Origin of the sequence: Caulobacter sp. 602-1, from assembly GCF_003931565.1 — a bacterium.
Classification (GTDB): domain Bacteria; phylum Pseudomonadota; class Alphaproteobacteria; order Caulobacterales; family Caulobacteraceae; genus Caulobacter.
The window spans coordinates 189148-204731 of sequence record NZ_RRYI01000007.1 but is presented as its reverse complement, the minus strand read 5'-3'; the positions used below and the strand labels follow the sequence as shown (position 1 = coordinate 204731).

Below are 15584 nucleotides of genomic sequence, written 5' to 3'. Positions count from 1 at the left end.
ATCTGCGTGACGATTTGTCTTACGCTTGTAAGAGCGGGTGCGGCATGTCGTCATCCGGGGCCGGTTGGTCAGTGTGGTTAATCGCGAATTAACCATAGTCGCCGACTCCTGAGGCCCATGCCCGCCGTCAGTTCCATCCGCAGCGTCGTCGAGTCGGCGATCCAGCGCGCCTCCAGCGCGACCGGGGTCGACTTCACGTTCCTGATGGGCACGGCCAAACGCGAGAGCGGATTCAACCCGGCCGCCAGGGCCCGGACCTCTTCGGCTTCGGGGCTCTTCCAGTTCGTCGACCAGACCTGGTTGTCGACGCTGAAGAAGCACGGCTCCAAGTATGGGTACGCCCGCTATGCCGATCTGATCTCGCAAGGCGCCGACGGCCGTTATCGGGTCGATGGCGACGAGGCCCGCAAGGCCGTGCTGGGCCTCAAGGCCGACCCGCACGCCGCCTCGCTCATGGCTGGTGAGCTGGCCTCCGACCATGCCTCGTATCTGCGGGGCCGGGTGGGGCGCAACCCGACCGCCGGCGAGCTCTACGCCGCCCACTTCCTGGGGCCCGCAGGTTCGGCGCGCCTGATCCAGGCCGCCACCGCCTCGCCAGGCGCCAGCGCCGCGGCGATGTTCCCGGACGCGGCCCAGGCCAACAGGTCGATCTTCTACAAGGACGGCCGCGCCGCCACGGTGGGCGAGGTCTATGCCAACCTGACCAGGACCGGCGGCGCGACGCGAGTCACCGAGCAGCCGGACACCGTCAAGCTGCCCGAGGGCGACCAGGGCTTCATGCAATATGCCGGCGGTCGCCGTCTGGAGCGCATCCGCCAGCAGGAGGCGATGGTCGACCTGATCCTGCGCGGCTCGCAGGACGCCGCCAACCCGTTCGGCGGCTCGGGCGCCTCGAGCATGGGCGGCGGTCAGCGCCTGGCCAGCTCTATGTTCTCGGCCGAGATGCTGCGCGTGCTGGCCGACGCCAACGACAAGGTCAAGCAGCGCTGAGCTTGGTTAGCGCCGATACCTGATCCTCGGACCAGCCCAACTCTCTGAACACCGCAGCCGTGTCCGCGCCCAACTTCGGCGCCGGGCCGCGTGGACCGTCCTCCGCGCCCGGAAAGCGGGCCGGAGCGGCGGGGGCCTTGAACGCGCCGCCCGCGCCATCGGGGGTGTGGACGAAGCAGCCGGCGGCTTCGGCCTGGGCGTCTTCGACCAGTTCTCGCGGCGTCTGGTAGGGCGCCCAGGTGATGTCGCCCGCGTCCAGGGCCTCGGCGGCGGCATCATAGGTCATGGCGCCGAAGGCCTCGTCGAGGATATCGACCAGCGCCTGGCCGTTCTCGCGGCGGGTCTTGGCGTTTGCGAAGCGGGGATCCTGGACCAGCTCCGGCCGGCCGGCGGCGGCGGCGATACGCGGCCAGTCGACAGAGCCCTGGCGGGGCAACAGGCAGATCCAGCGACCGTCGGCGGTCTTGTAGAAGTTGGCCAGCGGCTGGACCGCCTCGCGCCGCCCCCGCGTCGAGGCCAGTTTCCCGAACCGCAGCTGGATCGCCATGTCCGAGCCGATCGCGTAGACGCCCGCACGGAGCAGCGAGGTCTCGACCAATCGGCCAACGCCCGTGCGCTGTCTTTCGTGGACCGCCGCCAGGATCGCCGACACCGTGGCCAGCGAGGTGACGTGATCGCCCATGCCGGTGCGGATCGGGAAGGGCTCGGTCCCCTTCGGCGCGGTGATCGAGCCGACACCCGCGCGGGACCAGAAGGCGGCGACGTCCATGCCCGGCTTGTCGCGATCCGGGCCGGTCAGGCCGTAGCCCGTCAGGCTGCAATAGATCAGGCGCGGATTGATCGCCTTCAGGGTCTCGTGGTCGAGACCGGCGCGGGCCAGGGCGGCGGGACGGACATTGGTCAGGAAGATGTCGGCGGTCGCCACCAGGGCCTTCAGGGCGTCGCGCCCAAGGTCGGACCGGATGTCCAGCACCACGGCCCGCTTGCCGCGGTTGTCGAGCTCGAAGATCGGGTTGGCGTCCTGGTCCGAGCCGATGGTGTCGAAGAACCGCCGCATCGGATCGCCCTCGGGCGACTCGACCTTGATCACCTCGGCGCCCCAGTCGGCCATGACGCCGGCCGCGCCCGGGGCGGCGATATAGGTCGCCAGCTCGATGACCCGCAGTCCTTCCAGCATCGCTCTCTCCCTTTTTCTCGTTGTCGAAGAGTGTGCGGACCGGCGCGGGGATTGGAAAGGCTTACCCAGCGGCAAGCCCTCCCTTCAGAATATGATGCAGCCGGGCGGCTCGACCTTGAGGATGCGCAGCGAGCGCTCGTGGCCGTCGCGATCGGGCCACTGGATCGACTGGCCGACGGAGAGCCCGATCAAACCGGCGCCGACCAGGGACAGGACCGAGATCTTGCCGGCGGCGATGTCGGCCTCCTTCGGATAGACCAGCAGCACCGAGCGGGCCGCGCCATGGGCGTCGTCCTCGAACCGGACGGTCGAGCGCATGCGGACGACGTCGTCGGGCATATCGCTATCGGCGCGGACTTCGGCGCGGTCGATCTCCCGCAGCAACATGCCGGCCGCCAGCGGCGCGACCGCCTCCATCTGCAGGGCCAGGGTGGATAGGCGTTCGACCTCGGTCTCGGCCATGATGATGCATGGACGCGCGATGGCGTCCTCTTGCGAGGGCATGGAAAGCTCCAGGCATTGGATGTGAAGGCGCTAAGGCGCGCGCGGCGCGCGCCGTCGGATGAGAGTCGGATTGATGTTCGCCCCGAACGCTCGCGGCGGACGCGCGAACGGTTCGGGGCTAGAAGCCTGCGAGCAGGCTACCGCCGTGATTGCGAAAACGCCGAAAGGTCGGGCGCGAGAACATGCGCCATTCTCCACCCCCGGCCTGGCTTGTCAAACCCGGGTTCAGGCGGCTTCCGGCCGGGCGCCGCGACGGTCGAGCGCCGCCGCGTCTGCCAGGGCGCGGGCGACACCCGCCACGCTGACCGGTTTGCGCAGCATAATGTCGGCGCCGGCTTCCAGGAAGCCGGTGGCCTCCTCGCCGTCGCCGTCGATCATGGCGACGATCGGAGCGTGGCGGTTGGGGCCTTCACTCTCCCGCAGGCTGGCGGCGGCGGCGGGGCCATCCATCACCGGCATGTGGTGGTCGAGCATCAGAAGATCGAACTCGGCGATCCTGGCCAGGTCGGCGGCGCGGCGTCCATTCTGGGCGTGGACCACCTGGTGGCCCAGTTGCTCCAGGATGGCGCGCAGCATCGCCGCGTTCAGGGCGTCGTCCTCGGCGATCAGGATGCGCAGGGCGCGCGGCGCGCCCGAGGTGTCGGCGGCCGCGGCCTCCATCTCTTCGGCGTCGAACGCGTGATGGGCGTCCGGATCGAAGGGCAGGGTGAGGGTGAAGCAACTGCCGACGCCCACGGCGCTGCGCGCCTCCAGGGCGCCGCCCATCAGGCGGGCCAGCTGGCGCGATAGCGACAGGCCCAGGCCCGCCCCGTTGACGCCGGCGCCGGTGCGCTCGATGCGCCGGAAGGGTTCGAACGCCTGCTCGATCTCTTCGGCCGACAGGCCAGGGCCGGTGTCGGCGATCTCGATGGCGATCTGGCCGTCGCGCAGTTCCAGGCGGACCTCGATGCGGCCGCGCACGGTGTACTTGACCGCGTTGCCCAGCAGGTTGGCGATGATCTGGCGGGTGCGCAGGGCGTCGGCGACGGTCGCGCCCTTGTCGCGGATGCGCAGCAGCGGATCGACGTGGACGGTGAGCTCCAGGCCCTTGGCGGCGGCGTGCGGCTTGTCCAGCAGGGTCAGGTCATGGACCAGGCGGACCGGATCGAACGGCTGGGCCTCGACGCTGAGGCGGCCGGACTCGGCGGTCTCGGAATCGAGCGTGGCGTTCAGCACCGCGATCAGATCCTGGGCCGCGTCGAGCGCGGCGTTCAGCTGCTCGCGCGACGGCGCGGCGCGACCGCCCCGGCCGGCGGCGGCGGCCAGCACGTGGGTGACGCCGGTCAGGCCGTTGCGGATTTCGTGGCTGAGGGTGGCGACGATGTCGGACTTGCTGCGCGCGGTGCGCTCGGCCGCCTCCAGCACCCGTAGACGTTCTTCGACCAGATGTTCGTGCTGGACGGCCAGGTCGTGCTGGCGGCGGAACATGCGGTTCAGGATCAGGGCCAGGGTCATGGCCAGGGCGATGGCGCCCCAGGTCAGCTCGCCCAGCTGGCGGTCGCTGGAGAAGGAGGCGATCAACGGGCCGGCCGCCGCGATCGGCGCGACGATCAGCAGGCCCGCCAGATACGGGGCTGCGAAAAAGGCGCATAGCACCGCGCTGGCCGTGGCCAGCATCAGCATAGGCTCTCGCGCCGGTCCCGCGCCCAGGGCGAAGGCCGAGATCTGCACTGCGGCCAGGGCCCAGAGCACGCCGCCCATCACCTGGACTCTCGCCCTGCGGTTAAGATCTTGCGACGCTTCGTCGCGCAACCAGTTCACCACCGCGTAGAAGGCGCCCCAGTTGATCGCGAACACCGCGAAGCTGGCGGTCATCCAGACGCGGTTCGTGGCGAACGACCCGATCCACACGAACAGGGGCAGGCTGACCGCGAAAACCCCAAGCGCGTAAGGCAGTAGCGCCGTCTGGGCGTCCAGGGCCTTGGCGAGGTGAGCGCCCTCCGTCGAGATATCTTGTGGGCGGCGCTCGGCGAGCAAGATCGCGCTCCTCGTGGTTGAGGACGCACCTTAGGGGAGCGTGGTTTGTACCCGGTTACGGGGTATCGTTAATCCACAGGTACGAAGTTCAAACAATCATTAAGCCTAACCGCCGAGGATGGGACTCCAAGTCCCAGACTCTCGGCAGGCGACCATGGCCACCACACGCGCCGCTCTTACCGATTCCGATATCCGCATGCTCGTGAAGGGCGCGACGCCGGACGAACGGGCGCTGGCCGCGCACAAGCTGTGTCGCACCATCGACCGCGGCGCGCTGAACGAGGAGGACCGCCAGGTCGCACACGAGATCCTGCGGGTAATGGCCGCCGACGCCGCCGAGCTCGTCCGTCGGGCCATGGCGGTGACGCTGAAGAATTCCATGGCCCTGCCGCCGGACGTCGCCAACCGCCTGGCCCGCGACGTCGAAAGCGTCAGCTTGCCGATCATCAGCTTCTCGCCGGTGTTCACCGACACCGACCTGGCCGAGATCGTCCGCGTCGGGGGCGCGGCGCGCCAGAAGGCGGTGGCCAAGCGCCCCAAGCTCTCCAGCCGCATCACCACCCTGCTGGTCGAGCAGGGCGATGAGGACGTGGTCGCCACGGCCTGCGCGAACGACAACGCCCGCTTCTCGGAAGTCGCGCTGCAGAAGGCGCTGGATCGTTTCGCCAAGTCGGAAAGCGTGCTGCAGGCCGTAGCCTATCGTACGGCCCTGCCTTTGGCGGTCAGCGAGCGCCTGATCGACATGGTCGGCGAGCAGCTGCGCGATCACATCCTGACCAGCCACGCCCTGTCGGCCGAGCGCACCATGGAGCTGATCGTCGGCGCCAAGGAGCGGGCGACGATCGATCTGGTCGACCAGGCCGGCCGCGCCGGCGACCCGAAGGCCTTCGTGGCGCATCTCAGCAAGGTCGGCCGCCTGTCGCCGTCGCTGCTGCTGCGGGCCCTGGCCCAGGGTCACATGACCTTCTTCGAGTGGGCTGTGGCCGAGCTGGCCGGCATTCCGCACCACCGCACCTGGCTGATGATCCACGACGCCGGCCCCCTGGGCCTGAAGGCGATCTGCGAGCGGGCCGGCCTGCCGCCGCGCCTCTACGCGGCCTTCCGCGCAGGCGTCGACGCTTTCCATGGCCTGGAGTTCGACGGCGGCGCGAACGATCGCGAGCGCTTCCAGGAGCGCATGATCCAGCGCTTCCTGACCTCGTCGCACACGGTTTCGCGCGAGGATAGCGAGTATCTGATGGAGCGTATGGATCGCGGCGCCCACCGCCGTCGCGCCGATCGCAAGGATCAGGGCGCGGCCTAACAACTGTTCGAAAGAGGTATGGGCAAGCTCGCGCGGCGGCGCCAGACTTGCTGCATGTCCGACTCCTCGCAAGGCGCGATCCGACTCGCCGCAACCATACTGCTGCTTCGAGATGCGCCTTCTTTCGAGGTGCTGATGGTCAAGCGGCATCACCAGATCGATTTCGCCGCCGGGGCCCTGGTGTTCCCAGGCGGCAAGAGCCACCAGGGCGACAGCGATCCGCGCTGGCGCGACCTCGCCATCGGCTTCGACGAGGTGGGGCAAGACGGCGTGGCCCTGCGCATCGCCGCCATCCGCGAGGCCTATGAGGAAGCCGGCGTGCTGCTGGCCCGCGACAGGGACGGGGCGTTCTATGCCGGCGAGGCGGCCAAGGACGTTCGCGCGGCGGTGGCCGAGGACCGGGTGGCCTTTCTCGACGTGGTCGAGGACCTGGGGCTGAAGCTGGATCTGTCGGCCCTGACGGTCTTCTCGCGGTGGATCACGCCCAAGCTGATGCCCAAGCGGTTCGACACCTGGTTCTACGTCGCCCACGCACCTCTGGCCCAGCAGGCGATCTGCGACGGCCGCGAAGCGGTCGACGCCGAGTGGATCGCCCCGAGCCTGGCGCTGGACCTGGCGGCCTCGGGCGAGCGCAAGGTGATCTTCCCCACGCGCATGAACCTTCAGCTGCTGGCGGAGAGCGCCGATCCTGTCGACGCCGTGTCGCGGGCCGAGGCCAGGGAACTGGTCACGGTCGAACCTTGGGTCGACGGCCGGGTCCTCCGGATCCAGGAGAACGCCGGCTATGGCGCGGCGACCGAGCCCCTGGAAGCGCTCTGAGCGCGCTCTAGGATTTGATGCCCGGTCCCGCCGCGTTGACCCAGCCCACCACGTCGCCCAGCACCTTGGCTACGGCCTGGTCATAGGCCGGCACGATGGCCGAGACGCGGTTGTCGGCGGCTTTCACCCTGGCTTCGAAGATCTGGTCGCCGACCAGGGCGCGGTCGCTGTTGCGGTTCAGGACGCCGCGTACGCGGACCACGATCTCGGGAGCGGCCTTGGGGCCGTTGACGTAGTCGGCCTCGAACTTTCGCACCTCGAGGCGCAGCACCAAGTCTGCCTTGGCGACTTCGCCTCGACCGATCAGGCGAGCGCGACCCGGATCGTTGTCGAACGCGCGGGCGGTGGCTTCCTCGAACAGGATGAAGGCCGGGGAAACCCACCGCGCGTCGGCGATATAGGCGACTTCGCCATTGGTCACGGTCAGGAGGCGGTCGCCCGCCGCGGCGCGGGTGAAGGCCGACGGAGCCTTCAGAACGCCGAACATCGCGCCGGGAGGACTCTTGGCGACGCTGAGGTCGGCGTCGCCGAAGCGATAGGTGGTCACCGGCTTGGTCTTTGGGAAGACGCTGATGCAGGCCGAGAGGCTGAACGCCACGGCCGAGACGGCCAGGACGCGTCCAAAGGTCTTGGCGACGTTTCGGATCATCGGGCTCACGGCTTGACCTCCACTTCCTTGGCTGGGGCCTTGCCGACCACGCCACGGGGATTCTGTTCGACGTCGGCGACCAGGCGGTCCAGGGACTCGGCGGCCGACTGCAGGGTGACGATGGCCGCCGAGAGTTGGGGCAGGCCGGTGCTGGCGAAGTCGCTGGTCGGACCTTCCAGCTTCGAGATCATCGAGCGGGCGTCCTTGGCGGCGGCCTTCAGCTCGGCGGCGGCGTCGCCAGCTTCCTTCAAGGTGCGTTTGGCGTCGCCGTCGACCAGACCATTGGCGCTGTTGGCCAGGTTGGTGATCGACTGGGCCGTCGCATCGATGCTCTGCAGAGCCTTCTGCGCGTCGGCGATGATTTCCTTGCGCTCGCGCAGCTCCGCAGTGACCGCCTGCACGTCGCTGAGCGAGGCGCTGAAGGTCTTGATATTCTTGTCGGACAGTACGCGGTTGACGCGGTCCAGGGCCTCGATGGTCCGTGTCAGAACCGTCCCGCCGCCCTCGAGCAGGTCGGAGAGGGCGCTGCGCTGGCTGCGGAGGACGGGGACCTTGCCGTTCTTGACGGTGTCTTTCAGCAGTTCCTTGTTCGGCGAGCCGGCGGTGATCTGCACGTAGTTGACGCCCGTGATGCCCTGCGGCTCCAGCGTGGCGTAGCTGTCGACCTTGACCGGCACATCCGAGGTCATGCGGACGCGCGCGATGACGCGGTTGGGGTCGGTCTTGTCCAGCTCGATGCGGCTGACCTCACCGACCTTGATCCCGTTGAAGTGCACTTCGCCGCCCGTCGACAGGCCGCGCACCGGACCGATGAACAGGATGTCGTAAAGGTCGTAGTCCTTGCTGAAGCTGACCTTGGCCAGCCAGACGACGAAGATCACCAGCCCCATGAACAGGGCGAGGGATATGGCCCCGACCAGGGCGTAGTTGGCGTTTCTTTCCATCAGACGTCCGTCCTTGCCTCGGCCGGAGCCTCGGCGGTCGCGGCGGCGCGTCCCCGGGGGCCCAGGAAGTATTGCTTGATCCAGGGGTGATCCGAACGCTCGAGTTCGCGAACGGGCGCCACCGCGACGACCTTTTTGTCGGCCAGGACGGCGACACGGTCGGTGATGGCGTAGAGACTGTCCAGGTCGTGGGTGATCATGAACACCGTCAGGTCCAGGCTGTCCGACAGATCCTTGATCAAGGCGTCGAAGGCCTCGGCCCCGATCGGGTCCAGGCCGGCGGTCGGCTCGTCCAGGAACAGCAGTTCAGGGTCCATGGCCAGGGCCCGGGCGAGGCCGGCGCGCTTGCGCATGCCGCCCGACAGCTCGGCCGGCTTCAGGAGCGCGGCCCGGGCGGGCAGGCCGACCATGGCGATCTTCAGGTCGGCGATTTCCTCGATCTCGCGGCGAGGCAGCTTGGTGTGCTCGTAGAGCGGGGCGGAGACGTTCTCGCGCACGGTCAGGTTCGAGAACAGCGCGCCCTGCTGGAACAGCACGCCCCAGCGCCGCTCGACCGACGACCATCGCCGACGCGAGGCCGTGCGCATGTCGCCGCCGAACAGCCGGACCGTGCCGCCGTCGGGGGCCTTCAGGCCGATGATGGTGTTCAGCAGCACGGATTTGCCGCTGCCCGAGCCGCCGACCACGCCGAGCACCTCGCCGCGCTCGACCTTGAGGTCCAGCCCGTCGTGGATGACGTTGTCGCCGAAGGCTGAAACCAGGCCTCGCACGTCGATCGGGTGCTTCTCGGCTTCGACCGTGTCGATGAAGTCCTCGGATTCGGGGGCGTTCTGGGCGGAGCGGGTCAAATGTCCAGCTCCATGTAGATCAGGGCGAAGACCGCATCGATCAGGATGATGGCGAAGATGGCGTGCACGACGGCCGCCGTCACGCGTCGGCCCAGGGACTCGACGTCGTTGCCGACTTCCATGCCCTGGCGGCAGCCGATCGCGGCGATCACCGCGGCCATGACCGGCGCCTTGGACATGCCGATCCAGAAGTGGGTGGCGCCGACGAAGTCGATGATCCGCTGCAGGAAGAAGGTCGGCGACAGGTCCAGCACGGCCCAGACCACCAGCATGCCGCCGGCCAGGCCAGCGATCGTCGCCACGAAGACCAGCAGCGGAATGGTGAAGAGCAGGGCGGCGAAGCGCGGCAGGACCAGCGCCTCGTAGGGGTCCACGCCCATGACCTGCATGGCGTCGATCTCCTGGTTCATCTTCATCGAGCCGATCTCGGCCGCGAAGCTGGAGGCCGAACGGCCGGCGAGCAGGATGGCGGTGATCAGGATGTTGAACTCACGCATCACCGAGATGCCGATCAGTTCGACCGAATAGACCTGAGCCCCGAAGTCGGTGAGCATGTTGGCGCCCAGCAGAGCGACAACAGCGCCGATGAAGAAGGTGGTGACCGCCACGATCGGCATGGCGTCGAGGCCGGCGCGCTCGCACAGGGCCACGATTGGCGCCCAGCGGATGCGGCGCGGGTCGACGACGCTTCGGGCCAGGGCGACCAGCAGGTGGCCCAGGAAGATCATGGTGCCGTAGCCGTCCTGGAACAGGCCAAAGACGCCGCGGCCGATCCGCTCAAGCAGGGCGTGGAAGCCGCCTGGGCGAACTGTCGGTTCGGGCTCGACCTGGATCGCGGCGCGGACAAGTTCCAGCAGGCGCAGGACCTCGCGGCGGGCCTGGACGTTCTCCGGCTCGAGGTTTTCGCCGCCCGCGCGCAGAATCGCGTAGGCGCCGGCGGTGTCGCAGCGATTGACGCCCGTGAGGTCCATCTCGAGCGCGTGCTTGCTGGAAAGGGCGCTATCCAGGCGCAAGCCCGCGTCGAGCAGCCCCCGTGCGGTCCAGTCCCCCGTCAGCACGGCCGTCGTGCGGCCGTCCTGATCGGTCAAGGTGAAGTCCGCCGGTAAAGCCATGAAGTCCTGGGGGCTCGTTTCCTGGTTATATCCAAGCCCCGCTATGGACCTGACAAGCCCAAAACGCGCCAAGGCGCAGCTTGTTGCTGGATAAGGCTCGCGAGCTCGAAAAAAGGCCGGGTTCTCGCCCCGCGACATAGTGGCGAAGCTGGGCTGTCCGGGGGGTGAACTTTAGTCTTGGTTAATGGATTCCCGTCACGAACATGGTCAACAAATTCCTATGTGCCGGACCGGAGTACCAACGCATGAGCGCGCACGCCAAGCTTGATCAGCGGATGGCTTTCATGCGTTTCGACGAGCGTTCGCGGTCGGCTCTGCGGGGCCTCAAGCCGGTGATCGACGCCGAGATCACTAGCGCGCTGAGCGCGTTCTACAGCCAGGTTCGGGCCTTCCCCGAAACGCGCGCCAAGTTCCGCGACGACGCCCACATGGCCGGCGCCGAGCGCGCCCAGGCCGCGCATTGGCGGCGGATCGTCCAGGCCGATTACAGCGAAACCTATGTTCGCGACGTCGAGCGGATCGGTCGCGCTCACGTCCAAGCCGATCTGCGGCCGCAATGGTACATCGGCGGCTACGCTCTCGTGGCCGAGGCGTTGATCCGCGCCATCGTCGCCAAGCGCGCCAAGGGCTTTTTCAGCAACGCCGCCAAGTCGGACGCCGACCTGGCCGACGGCCTCTCGGCCCTGACCAAGGCCGTATTCCTCGACATGGAACTGGCCATCTCCAGCTATCTCTCGCTGCTGCAGGAAGAGCGGGAGGCCCTCGAGGTCGAGCGCGAGGCCGCCGAGCAGCGACAGGCCCAGGCCGTCAAGGCGGTCGGCGAGGCCCTGTCGCGGCTGGCGGCCGGCGACCTGTCGGCCCGCGTCGAGGGCGATCTGGCGCCCGAGTTCCACAGCCTGAAGGTCGATTTCGAACAGGCGGTCGGCGCTCTGGGCGAGGCCATGCGCTCGGTCGAGCACTCTGCCGGCGGCATCCGCTCAAGCGCCGACGAGATCGCTCGCAGCGCCGAGGATCTGTCGGAGCGCACCGAACAGCAGGCCGCCACGCTGGAGCAGACCGCCGCCGCGGTCGAGCAACTGACCGGCGCGGTCGGCAAGACGGCCAAGAGCGCCCGCGAGGTCTCCTCGCGCATCAGCGAGGCCTCGACCGAGGCAGAGCGCTCGGGCGACATCGTCACCCGGGCGGCCGAGGCCATGACCAAGATCGAGGCCCAATCCTCGCAGGTGAACCAGATCCTGGGCATGATCGACGAGATCGCCTTCCAGACCAACCTGCTGGCCCTGAACGCCGGCGTCGAAGCCGCGCGAGCGGGTGATAGCGGCAAGGGCTTCGCCGTCGTGGCGCAGGAGGTGCGGGCCCTGGCTCAGCGCTCGTCGCAGGCGGCCAGCGAGATCAAGTCGCTGATCACCGAATCGAGCCGTCAGGTCAGCGAGGGCGTCGACCTTGTCGGCCAGACGGGCGAGGCGCTGCGCGGCATCCATGAGAAGGTCGGCGGCATCGACGAATTGGTCAACGCCATCGCCGCCTCGGCCAGCGAGCAGGCCACCGCCCTGGGGCAGGTCAACTCGGCCGTCAACCAACTGGATCAGGTGACCCAGCGCAACGCCGCCATGGTCTCGCAATCGACCGAAGCCACCCACGCCCTGCGCGCCGAAGCCGCCGACCTGTCGAACCGGGTGGGCGCTTTCCGCCTGGGCGGCGGTCCGCGGAACTTCCAGCCGACTCACCGCGAGCAGCCCGCCGAGAACCCGGTCCACGCCGCCCGCGCCCGCGTCGCCGCCTTCGCCCGTCCGGGACGCTGAGGCCTATCTCGGCGGCGGGGCCGTCGAGGCGCGGTGAATCAGCTCGAACGGCATGAGCTCGTCCACCGGTCGTTCGGGTGGATCGTTGCTCTTGGCTTGAGCGATCAGCAGCTTGGCCGCCACCGACGACATTTCCGCTACCGGCTGACGCACGGTCGTCAGCTGTGGGCGGCTGAAGCGTGAGCTGGGGCTGTCGTCGAAGCCCGCCACGGAGATATCGCCCGGCGTCATCAGTCCGGCCTCGGCGATCGCGGCGATGCAGCCCAGGGCCATGTCGTCGTTGCTGGCGAAGATCGCTGTCGGCCGCTCGGGCAGGGCCAGCAGCGCCTTGGCCTGCTCCAGTCCCGATTGGAAGGTGAAGTCGCCCTGGCGCACCCAGCCCTCGGCCACCGGCAGGTCGCGCGCCTCCATGGCCTGCAGATAGCCTTGCCGTCGCGCCTGGCTGGCGCCGTAGCGCGGCTCGCCGACGATGAAGCCGATCCGTTCATGGCCCAGATCGGCCAGGTGCTGGGTCATCTCTCGGGCGGCCGCGACGTCGTCCATGTGGACGCGCGGACCCAGACCCTCAGCGCGTTCGGGCCCGACCCGGACATAGGGCGTGCGGGCCTTGTCCAGGATCTCCAGCACCGCTGGGTTGTCCGAGGAGGGCGGGGTCAGGATCACCCCGTCGGGCTTCAGGGCGGCCAGGAAAGCGGCCACGTCCTGGCGGACGTTCGGGCCGTCGTTGTCGATCAGCTCGATGAGCAGGTGATAGCCCGCGTCGCGACAGACCAGAGTCGCGCCCAGCTGGATGCGAGACAGATAGTCCGCGCCGCGCTCGCTTTGCCAGTGGTCGATGGTTAGGGCCGCGTCGACGAACACGGCGATCACGAACGAGCGCGAGCCGGCCAGGCTGCGCGCCGACAGGTTGGGGCTGTAGCCCAGCTCGCCAGCCGCCTCCAGGACACGGTCGCGCATGGCGGGCCGGACGTTCGGCTCCTTGTTCATCACCCGCGAAACGGTCTTGATCGAGACGCCCGCCCGCGCGGCGACGTCGTAGATCGTCACCGAGGCCATCAGACCGTCCCGACGCTGTTCTGACTCATGCTCATAAGGCCAACCTAGAGCTTACGCGGGGGATAAGGAAACTCCCTGCTTAACCGCACGGGACCCCTTGTGCCGCAACGAAGGCGCGGCCACTGTCTGGGCTGGACGCGGCGAAAGATCGCGACGAGCCGGTTGGAAGCGGGCTCTATCAAAAGCGTTTGGGAGCGTGGCGGTCGCCGTGGTCCCGGGGGGAGGTGACGAGTGCGGCCTGACGACGGAGCGCGGCCCAAGGAGCCGGTGCGCGCGAACTTCATCGCCGCCTACACGCTCGCCCAGATCGGGGCCTTTGTTTCGTTCCAACCGCTTCTGCAAGTCCTTCTGCCGCTGAAGGCCGAGTCGATCGACGCGGCTTCCAAGGCGGTGGTGCTGAGCCAGGTCGCGTTCTATGGCGCGATCGCCGCCAGCATCGCCAACCTGCTGGCCGGGGCGATCAGCGACCGCACCACCTCGCGCTTCGGCCGCCGGCGGCCCTGGATGGTGGTCGGCGCGATCGGCGCGTCCCTGGCCTATCTGGCGATCATGAACGCCAAGACGCCGCTGGCCCTGATCGGCGGCGTCATTCTGTTCCAGCTGACCTTCAACCTGTGTTTCTCGGCCCTGGTGGCCGTCATGCCCGACCGCGTGCCCGACACCCAGAAGGGCATGGTGGCGGCTTTCCTCAGCCTGGGAAATCCAATCGGCACGGCCGCCGGCGCGGTGATCATCGGCGGCCTGCTGGTCGTCGAGTGGCAGCGCTACGCGGTGATATCGGCGGCGCTGCTGTTGGGCTTGGCGCCCTTCGTGCTGCGCCTGAAGGACCCGCCTCTGGCGAAAGCCGATGTGCCGCCGTTCCACTTGCGGGAGTTCATCGCCGGCCTGTGGGTCAGTCCGCGCGAGCATCCCGACTTCGCCTTCGCCTGGGCCGGCCGGTTCATGGTGCTGGTCGCCCTGAGCCTGGTGCAGAGCTACATGCTCTACTTCCTGCAGGACGTAGTGGAGTATCCGCGTCTCTTCCCGGGTCATCGCTCGGAGGAAGGCCTGGCGATCCTGGCGACGGTCTCGACGGTCTTCAACGTCGCCTGCGCCATGGTGGGCGGGGTGCTGTCCGACCGGATGCAACGGCGCAAGCTGTTCGCCTTCGGCGCCGCCCTGACCATCGCCGCGTCGATGGTCGTGTTCTCGCTGACCTCGGACTGGAACGTTCTGCTGGCCGCCTATGTCGTCTATGGCTGCGGGGCGGGCTGCTACTGCGCCGTCGACATCGCCCTGGTCACCCAGGTGCTGCCCTCGCAGCGCGATGCGGGCAAGGATCTGGGCGTGATCAACCTGGCCAACACCCTGCCTCAGGCCCTGGCGCCGGCCCTGGCCGTATGGAGCCTGGGGCCGACCCACGGGAATTTCCAGCTGTTCTTCCTGATGGCCGCGGGGTTGGCTTTGGCTGGCGGTCTGGCGATCCTGCCGATACGGGGTGTGCGCTAACCGCCGCTCTCGGAGATCGCCTTGCCCCAGTTCCGCGTCGTCACCGATCCCGACGATCCCGCCGTCGCCCCATTCCGGGCGATCAAGGAGCGCGATCTGGTCGGGCGCGAGGGCCTGTTCATCGCCGAGGGCGAGACCGTGCTGCGGGCCTTCGTTCGCGACGCGCCGCAGCGGGTGGTGTCGCTGCTGATCGATCCGAAGCGCAAGGACAAGCTGGCCGACGTTTTCGCGGGCCTGCCGGAGGATGTCCCCGTTCACCTCGCCGACCAGGCGGTGGTCGACGCCATCGCCGGCTTTCACCTGCATCGCGGCGTGCTGGCTGTCGGGCGCAAGCCCGATCCGATCCCGGCGCGTGACCTGTTGGCGGGCCTGCCGGCGCGAGCGATCGTGCTGGTGCTGTGCGGCATCGCCAATCACGACAACATCGGCGGCATCTATCGCAACGCCGCCGCCTTCGGGGCCGACGCGGTGATCCTTGACGCCGATTGCTGCGATCCGCTGTACCGCAAGGCTATCCGCGTCTCGGTCGGCGCGGCGCTTTCGATCCCCACCGCCAGGCTGGGGCGTGGCGAGGACATCGCCGGCCTGTTGGCCGCGACGGGCTTCGAAGGCCTCGCGCTGAGTCCCGCGGCGACCGAGGTCCTGGCGCGGCTGACCCCGGCACCCCGGACGGCGGTGCTGTTGGGCGCGGAGGGGCCGGGCTTGACGGCCGAGGTGATGGCGCGGGCGAGGACCATCGGCATCCCGATGGCGGGCGGTTTCGACTCCCTGAATGTCGCCACGACCAGTGGGATCGTGCTGCATCATCTTCGGTTCGCGCAGGGCTAGGAAACCGGTTTCCAAGGCACTAGGGTCCCGCCACAACATCCCGTCAGA

General features: G+C 68.5%; 14 protein-coding genes. 6 read left to right on the top strand and 8 right to left on the bottom strand.

Going from position 1 to position 15584, the window contains the following annotated elements; all coding sequences use genetic code 11:
• Window positions 1–117: 117 nt before the first annotated feature.
• On the top strand, window positions 118–990 hold the full coding sequence (locus EIK80_RS20130) for a transglycosylase SLT domain-containing protein (RefSeq protein WP_125158798.1): 873 nt from the start codon (window positions 118–120) through the stop codon (window positions 988–990).
• On the opposite strand, the gene EIK80_RS20125 is transcribed toward EIK80_RS20130, so the two are convergent.
• The 3 genes from EIK80_RS20125 to EIK80_RS20115 form a co-directional block, all read right to left on the bottom strand.
• Window positions 977–2167: a CaiB/BaiF CoA-transferase family protein gene (locus tag EIK80_RS20125; protein ID WP_125158797.1), complete on the bottom strand. Its 1191-nt coding sequence runs from the start codon at window positions 2165–2167 to the stop codon at window positions 977–979. The two genes, EIK80_RS20130 and EIK80_RS20125, sit on opposite strands and share 14 nt — an antisense overlap.
• Window positions 2168–2251: 84 nt before the next feature.
• Complete coding sequence (gene rnk / locus EIK80_RS20120; RefSeq protein ID WP_125158796.1) at window positions 2252–2671, bottom strand: nucleoside diphosphate kinase regulator; 420 nt, start codon at window positions 2669–2671, stop codon at window positions 2252–2254.
• Between the two features lie 225 nt (window positions 2672–2896).
• Window positions 2897–4687: an ATP-binding protein gene (locus EIK80_RS20115; protein WP_125158795.1), complete on the bottom strand. Its 1791-nt coding sequence runs from the start codon at window positions 4685–4687 to the stop codon at window positions 2897–2899.
• A gap of 154 nt (window positions 4688–4841) precedes the next feature.
• Here EIK80_RS20115 and spbR point away from each other — a divergent pair, with 154 nt between their 5' ends.
• Together spbR and EIK80_RS20105 are read left to right on the top strand one after the other, a co-directional pair.
• Window positions 4842–5990 carry a pole-localized protein SpbR gene (gene spbR / locus EIK80_RS20110; protein WP_125158794.1) on the top strand — a complete coding sequence of 383 codons (1149 nt, stop codon included), beginning with the start codon at window positions 4842–4844 and terminating at the stop codon, window positions 5988–5990.
• Window positions 5991–6044: 54 nt separating this feature from the next.
• Window positions 6045–6809, top strand: a complete 765-nt coding sequence (locus EIK80_RS20105; RefSeq protein ID WP_125158793.1) for an NUDIX hydrolase — start codon at window positions 6045–6047, stop codon at window positions 6807–6809.
• 7 nt (window positions 6810–6816) lie between these two features.
• On the opposite strand, the gene EIK80_RS20100 is transcribed toward EIK80_RS20105, so the two are convergent.
• The 4 genes from EIK80_RS20100 to EIK80_RS20085 are packed head-to-tail and all read right to left on the bottom strand — an operon-like array spanning window position 6817 to window position 10362.
• Complete coding sequence (locus tag EIK80_RS20100; protein ID WP_370450244.1) at window positions 6817–7467, bottom strand: ABC-type transport auxiliary lipoprotein family protein; 651 nt, start codon at window positions 7465–7467, stop codon at window positions 6817–6819.
• Entirely contained in the window at window positions 7464–8402 is a 939-nt protein-coding gene (locus tag EIK80_RS20095; RefSeq protein WP_125158792.1) for an MlaD family protein, read from the bottom strand. Before EIK80_RS20095 ends, EIK80_RS20100 begins: the two co-directional genes overlap by 4 nt.
• The gene (locus EIK80_RS20090) at window positions 8402–9250 is read right to left on the bottom strand and encodes an ABC transporter ATP-binding protein (protein ID WP_125158791.1); all 849 of its coding nucleotides are present in this window, start codon (window positions 9248–9250) and stop codon (window positions 8402–8404) included. The genes EIK80_RS20095 and EIK80_RS20090 overlap by 1 nt, the downstream gene beginning before the upstream one ends.
• Window positions 9247–10362, bottom strand: coding sequence for an ABC transporter permease (locus EIK80_RS20085; RefSeq protein ID WP_125158790.1), 1116 nt, complete (start codon window positions 10360–10362; stop codon window positions 9247–9249). Before EIK80_RS20085 ends, EIK80_RS20090 begins: the two co-directional genes overlap by 4 nt.
• Window positions 10363–10607: 245 nt before the next feature.
• Here EIK80_RS20085 and EIK80_RS20080 point away from each other — a divergent pair, with 245 nt between their 5' ends.
• Complete coding sequence (locus tag EIK80_RS20080) at window positions 10608–12164, top strand: methyl-accepting chemotaxis protein (protein WP_125158789.1); 1557 nt, start codon at window positions 10608–10610, stop codon at window positions 12162–12164.
• Window positions 12165–12167: 3 nt separating this feature from the next.
• Here EIK80_RS20080 and EIK80_RS20075 read toward each other — a convergent pair whose 3' ends face one another.
• On the bottom strand, window positions 12168–13220 hold the full coding sequence (locus EIK80_RS20075; protein ID WP_125158788.1) for a LacI family DNA-binding transcriptional regulator: 1053 nt from the start codon (window positions 13218–13220) through the stop codon (window positions 12168–12170).
• A gap of 231 nt (window positions 13221–13451) precedes the next feature.
• On the opposite strand from EIK80_RS20075, the gene EIK80_RS20070 reads away from it, so the two are divergent.
• Both EIK80_RS20070 and EIK80_RS20065 read left to right on the top strand, forming a co-directional pair.
• Window positions 13452–14708 carry an MFS transporter gene (locus EIK80_RS20070; protein WP_125158787.1) on the top strand — a complete coding sequence of 419 codons (1257 nt, stop codon included), beginning with the start codon at window positions 13452–13454 and terminating at the stop codon, window positions 14706–14708.
• Window positions 14709–14729: 21 nt separating this feature from the next.
• Window positions 14730–15536 (top strand): RNA methyltransferase, encoded by an 807-nt coding sequence (locus EIK80_RS20065; protein WP_125158786.1) that lies wholly within the window; start codon window positions 14730–14732, stop codon window positions 15534–15536.
• The last annotated feature ends 48 nt before the right edge of the window (window positions 15537–15584 follow it).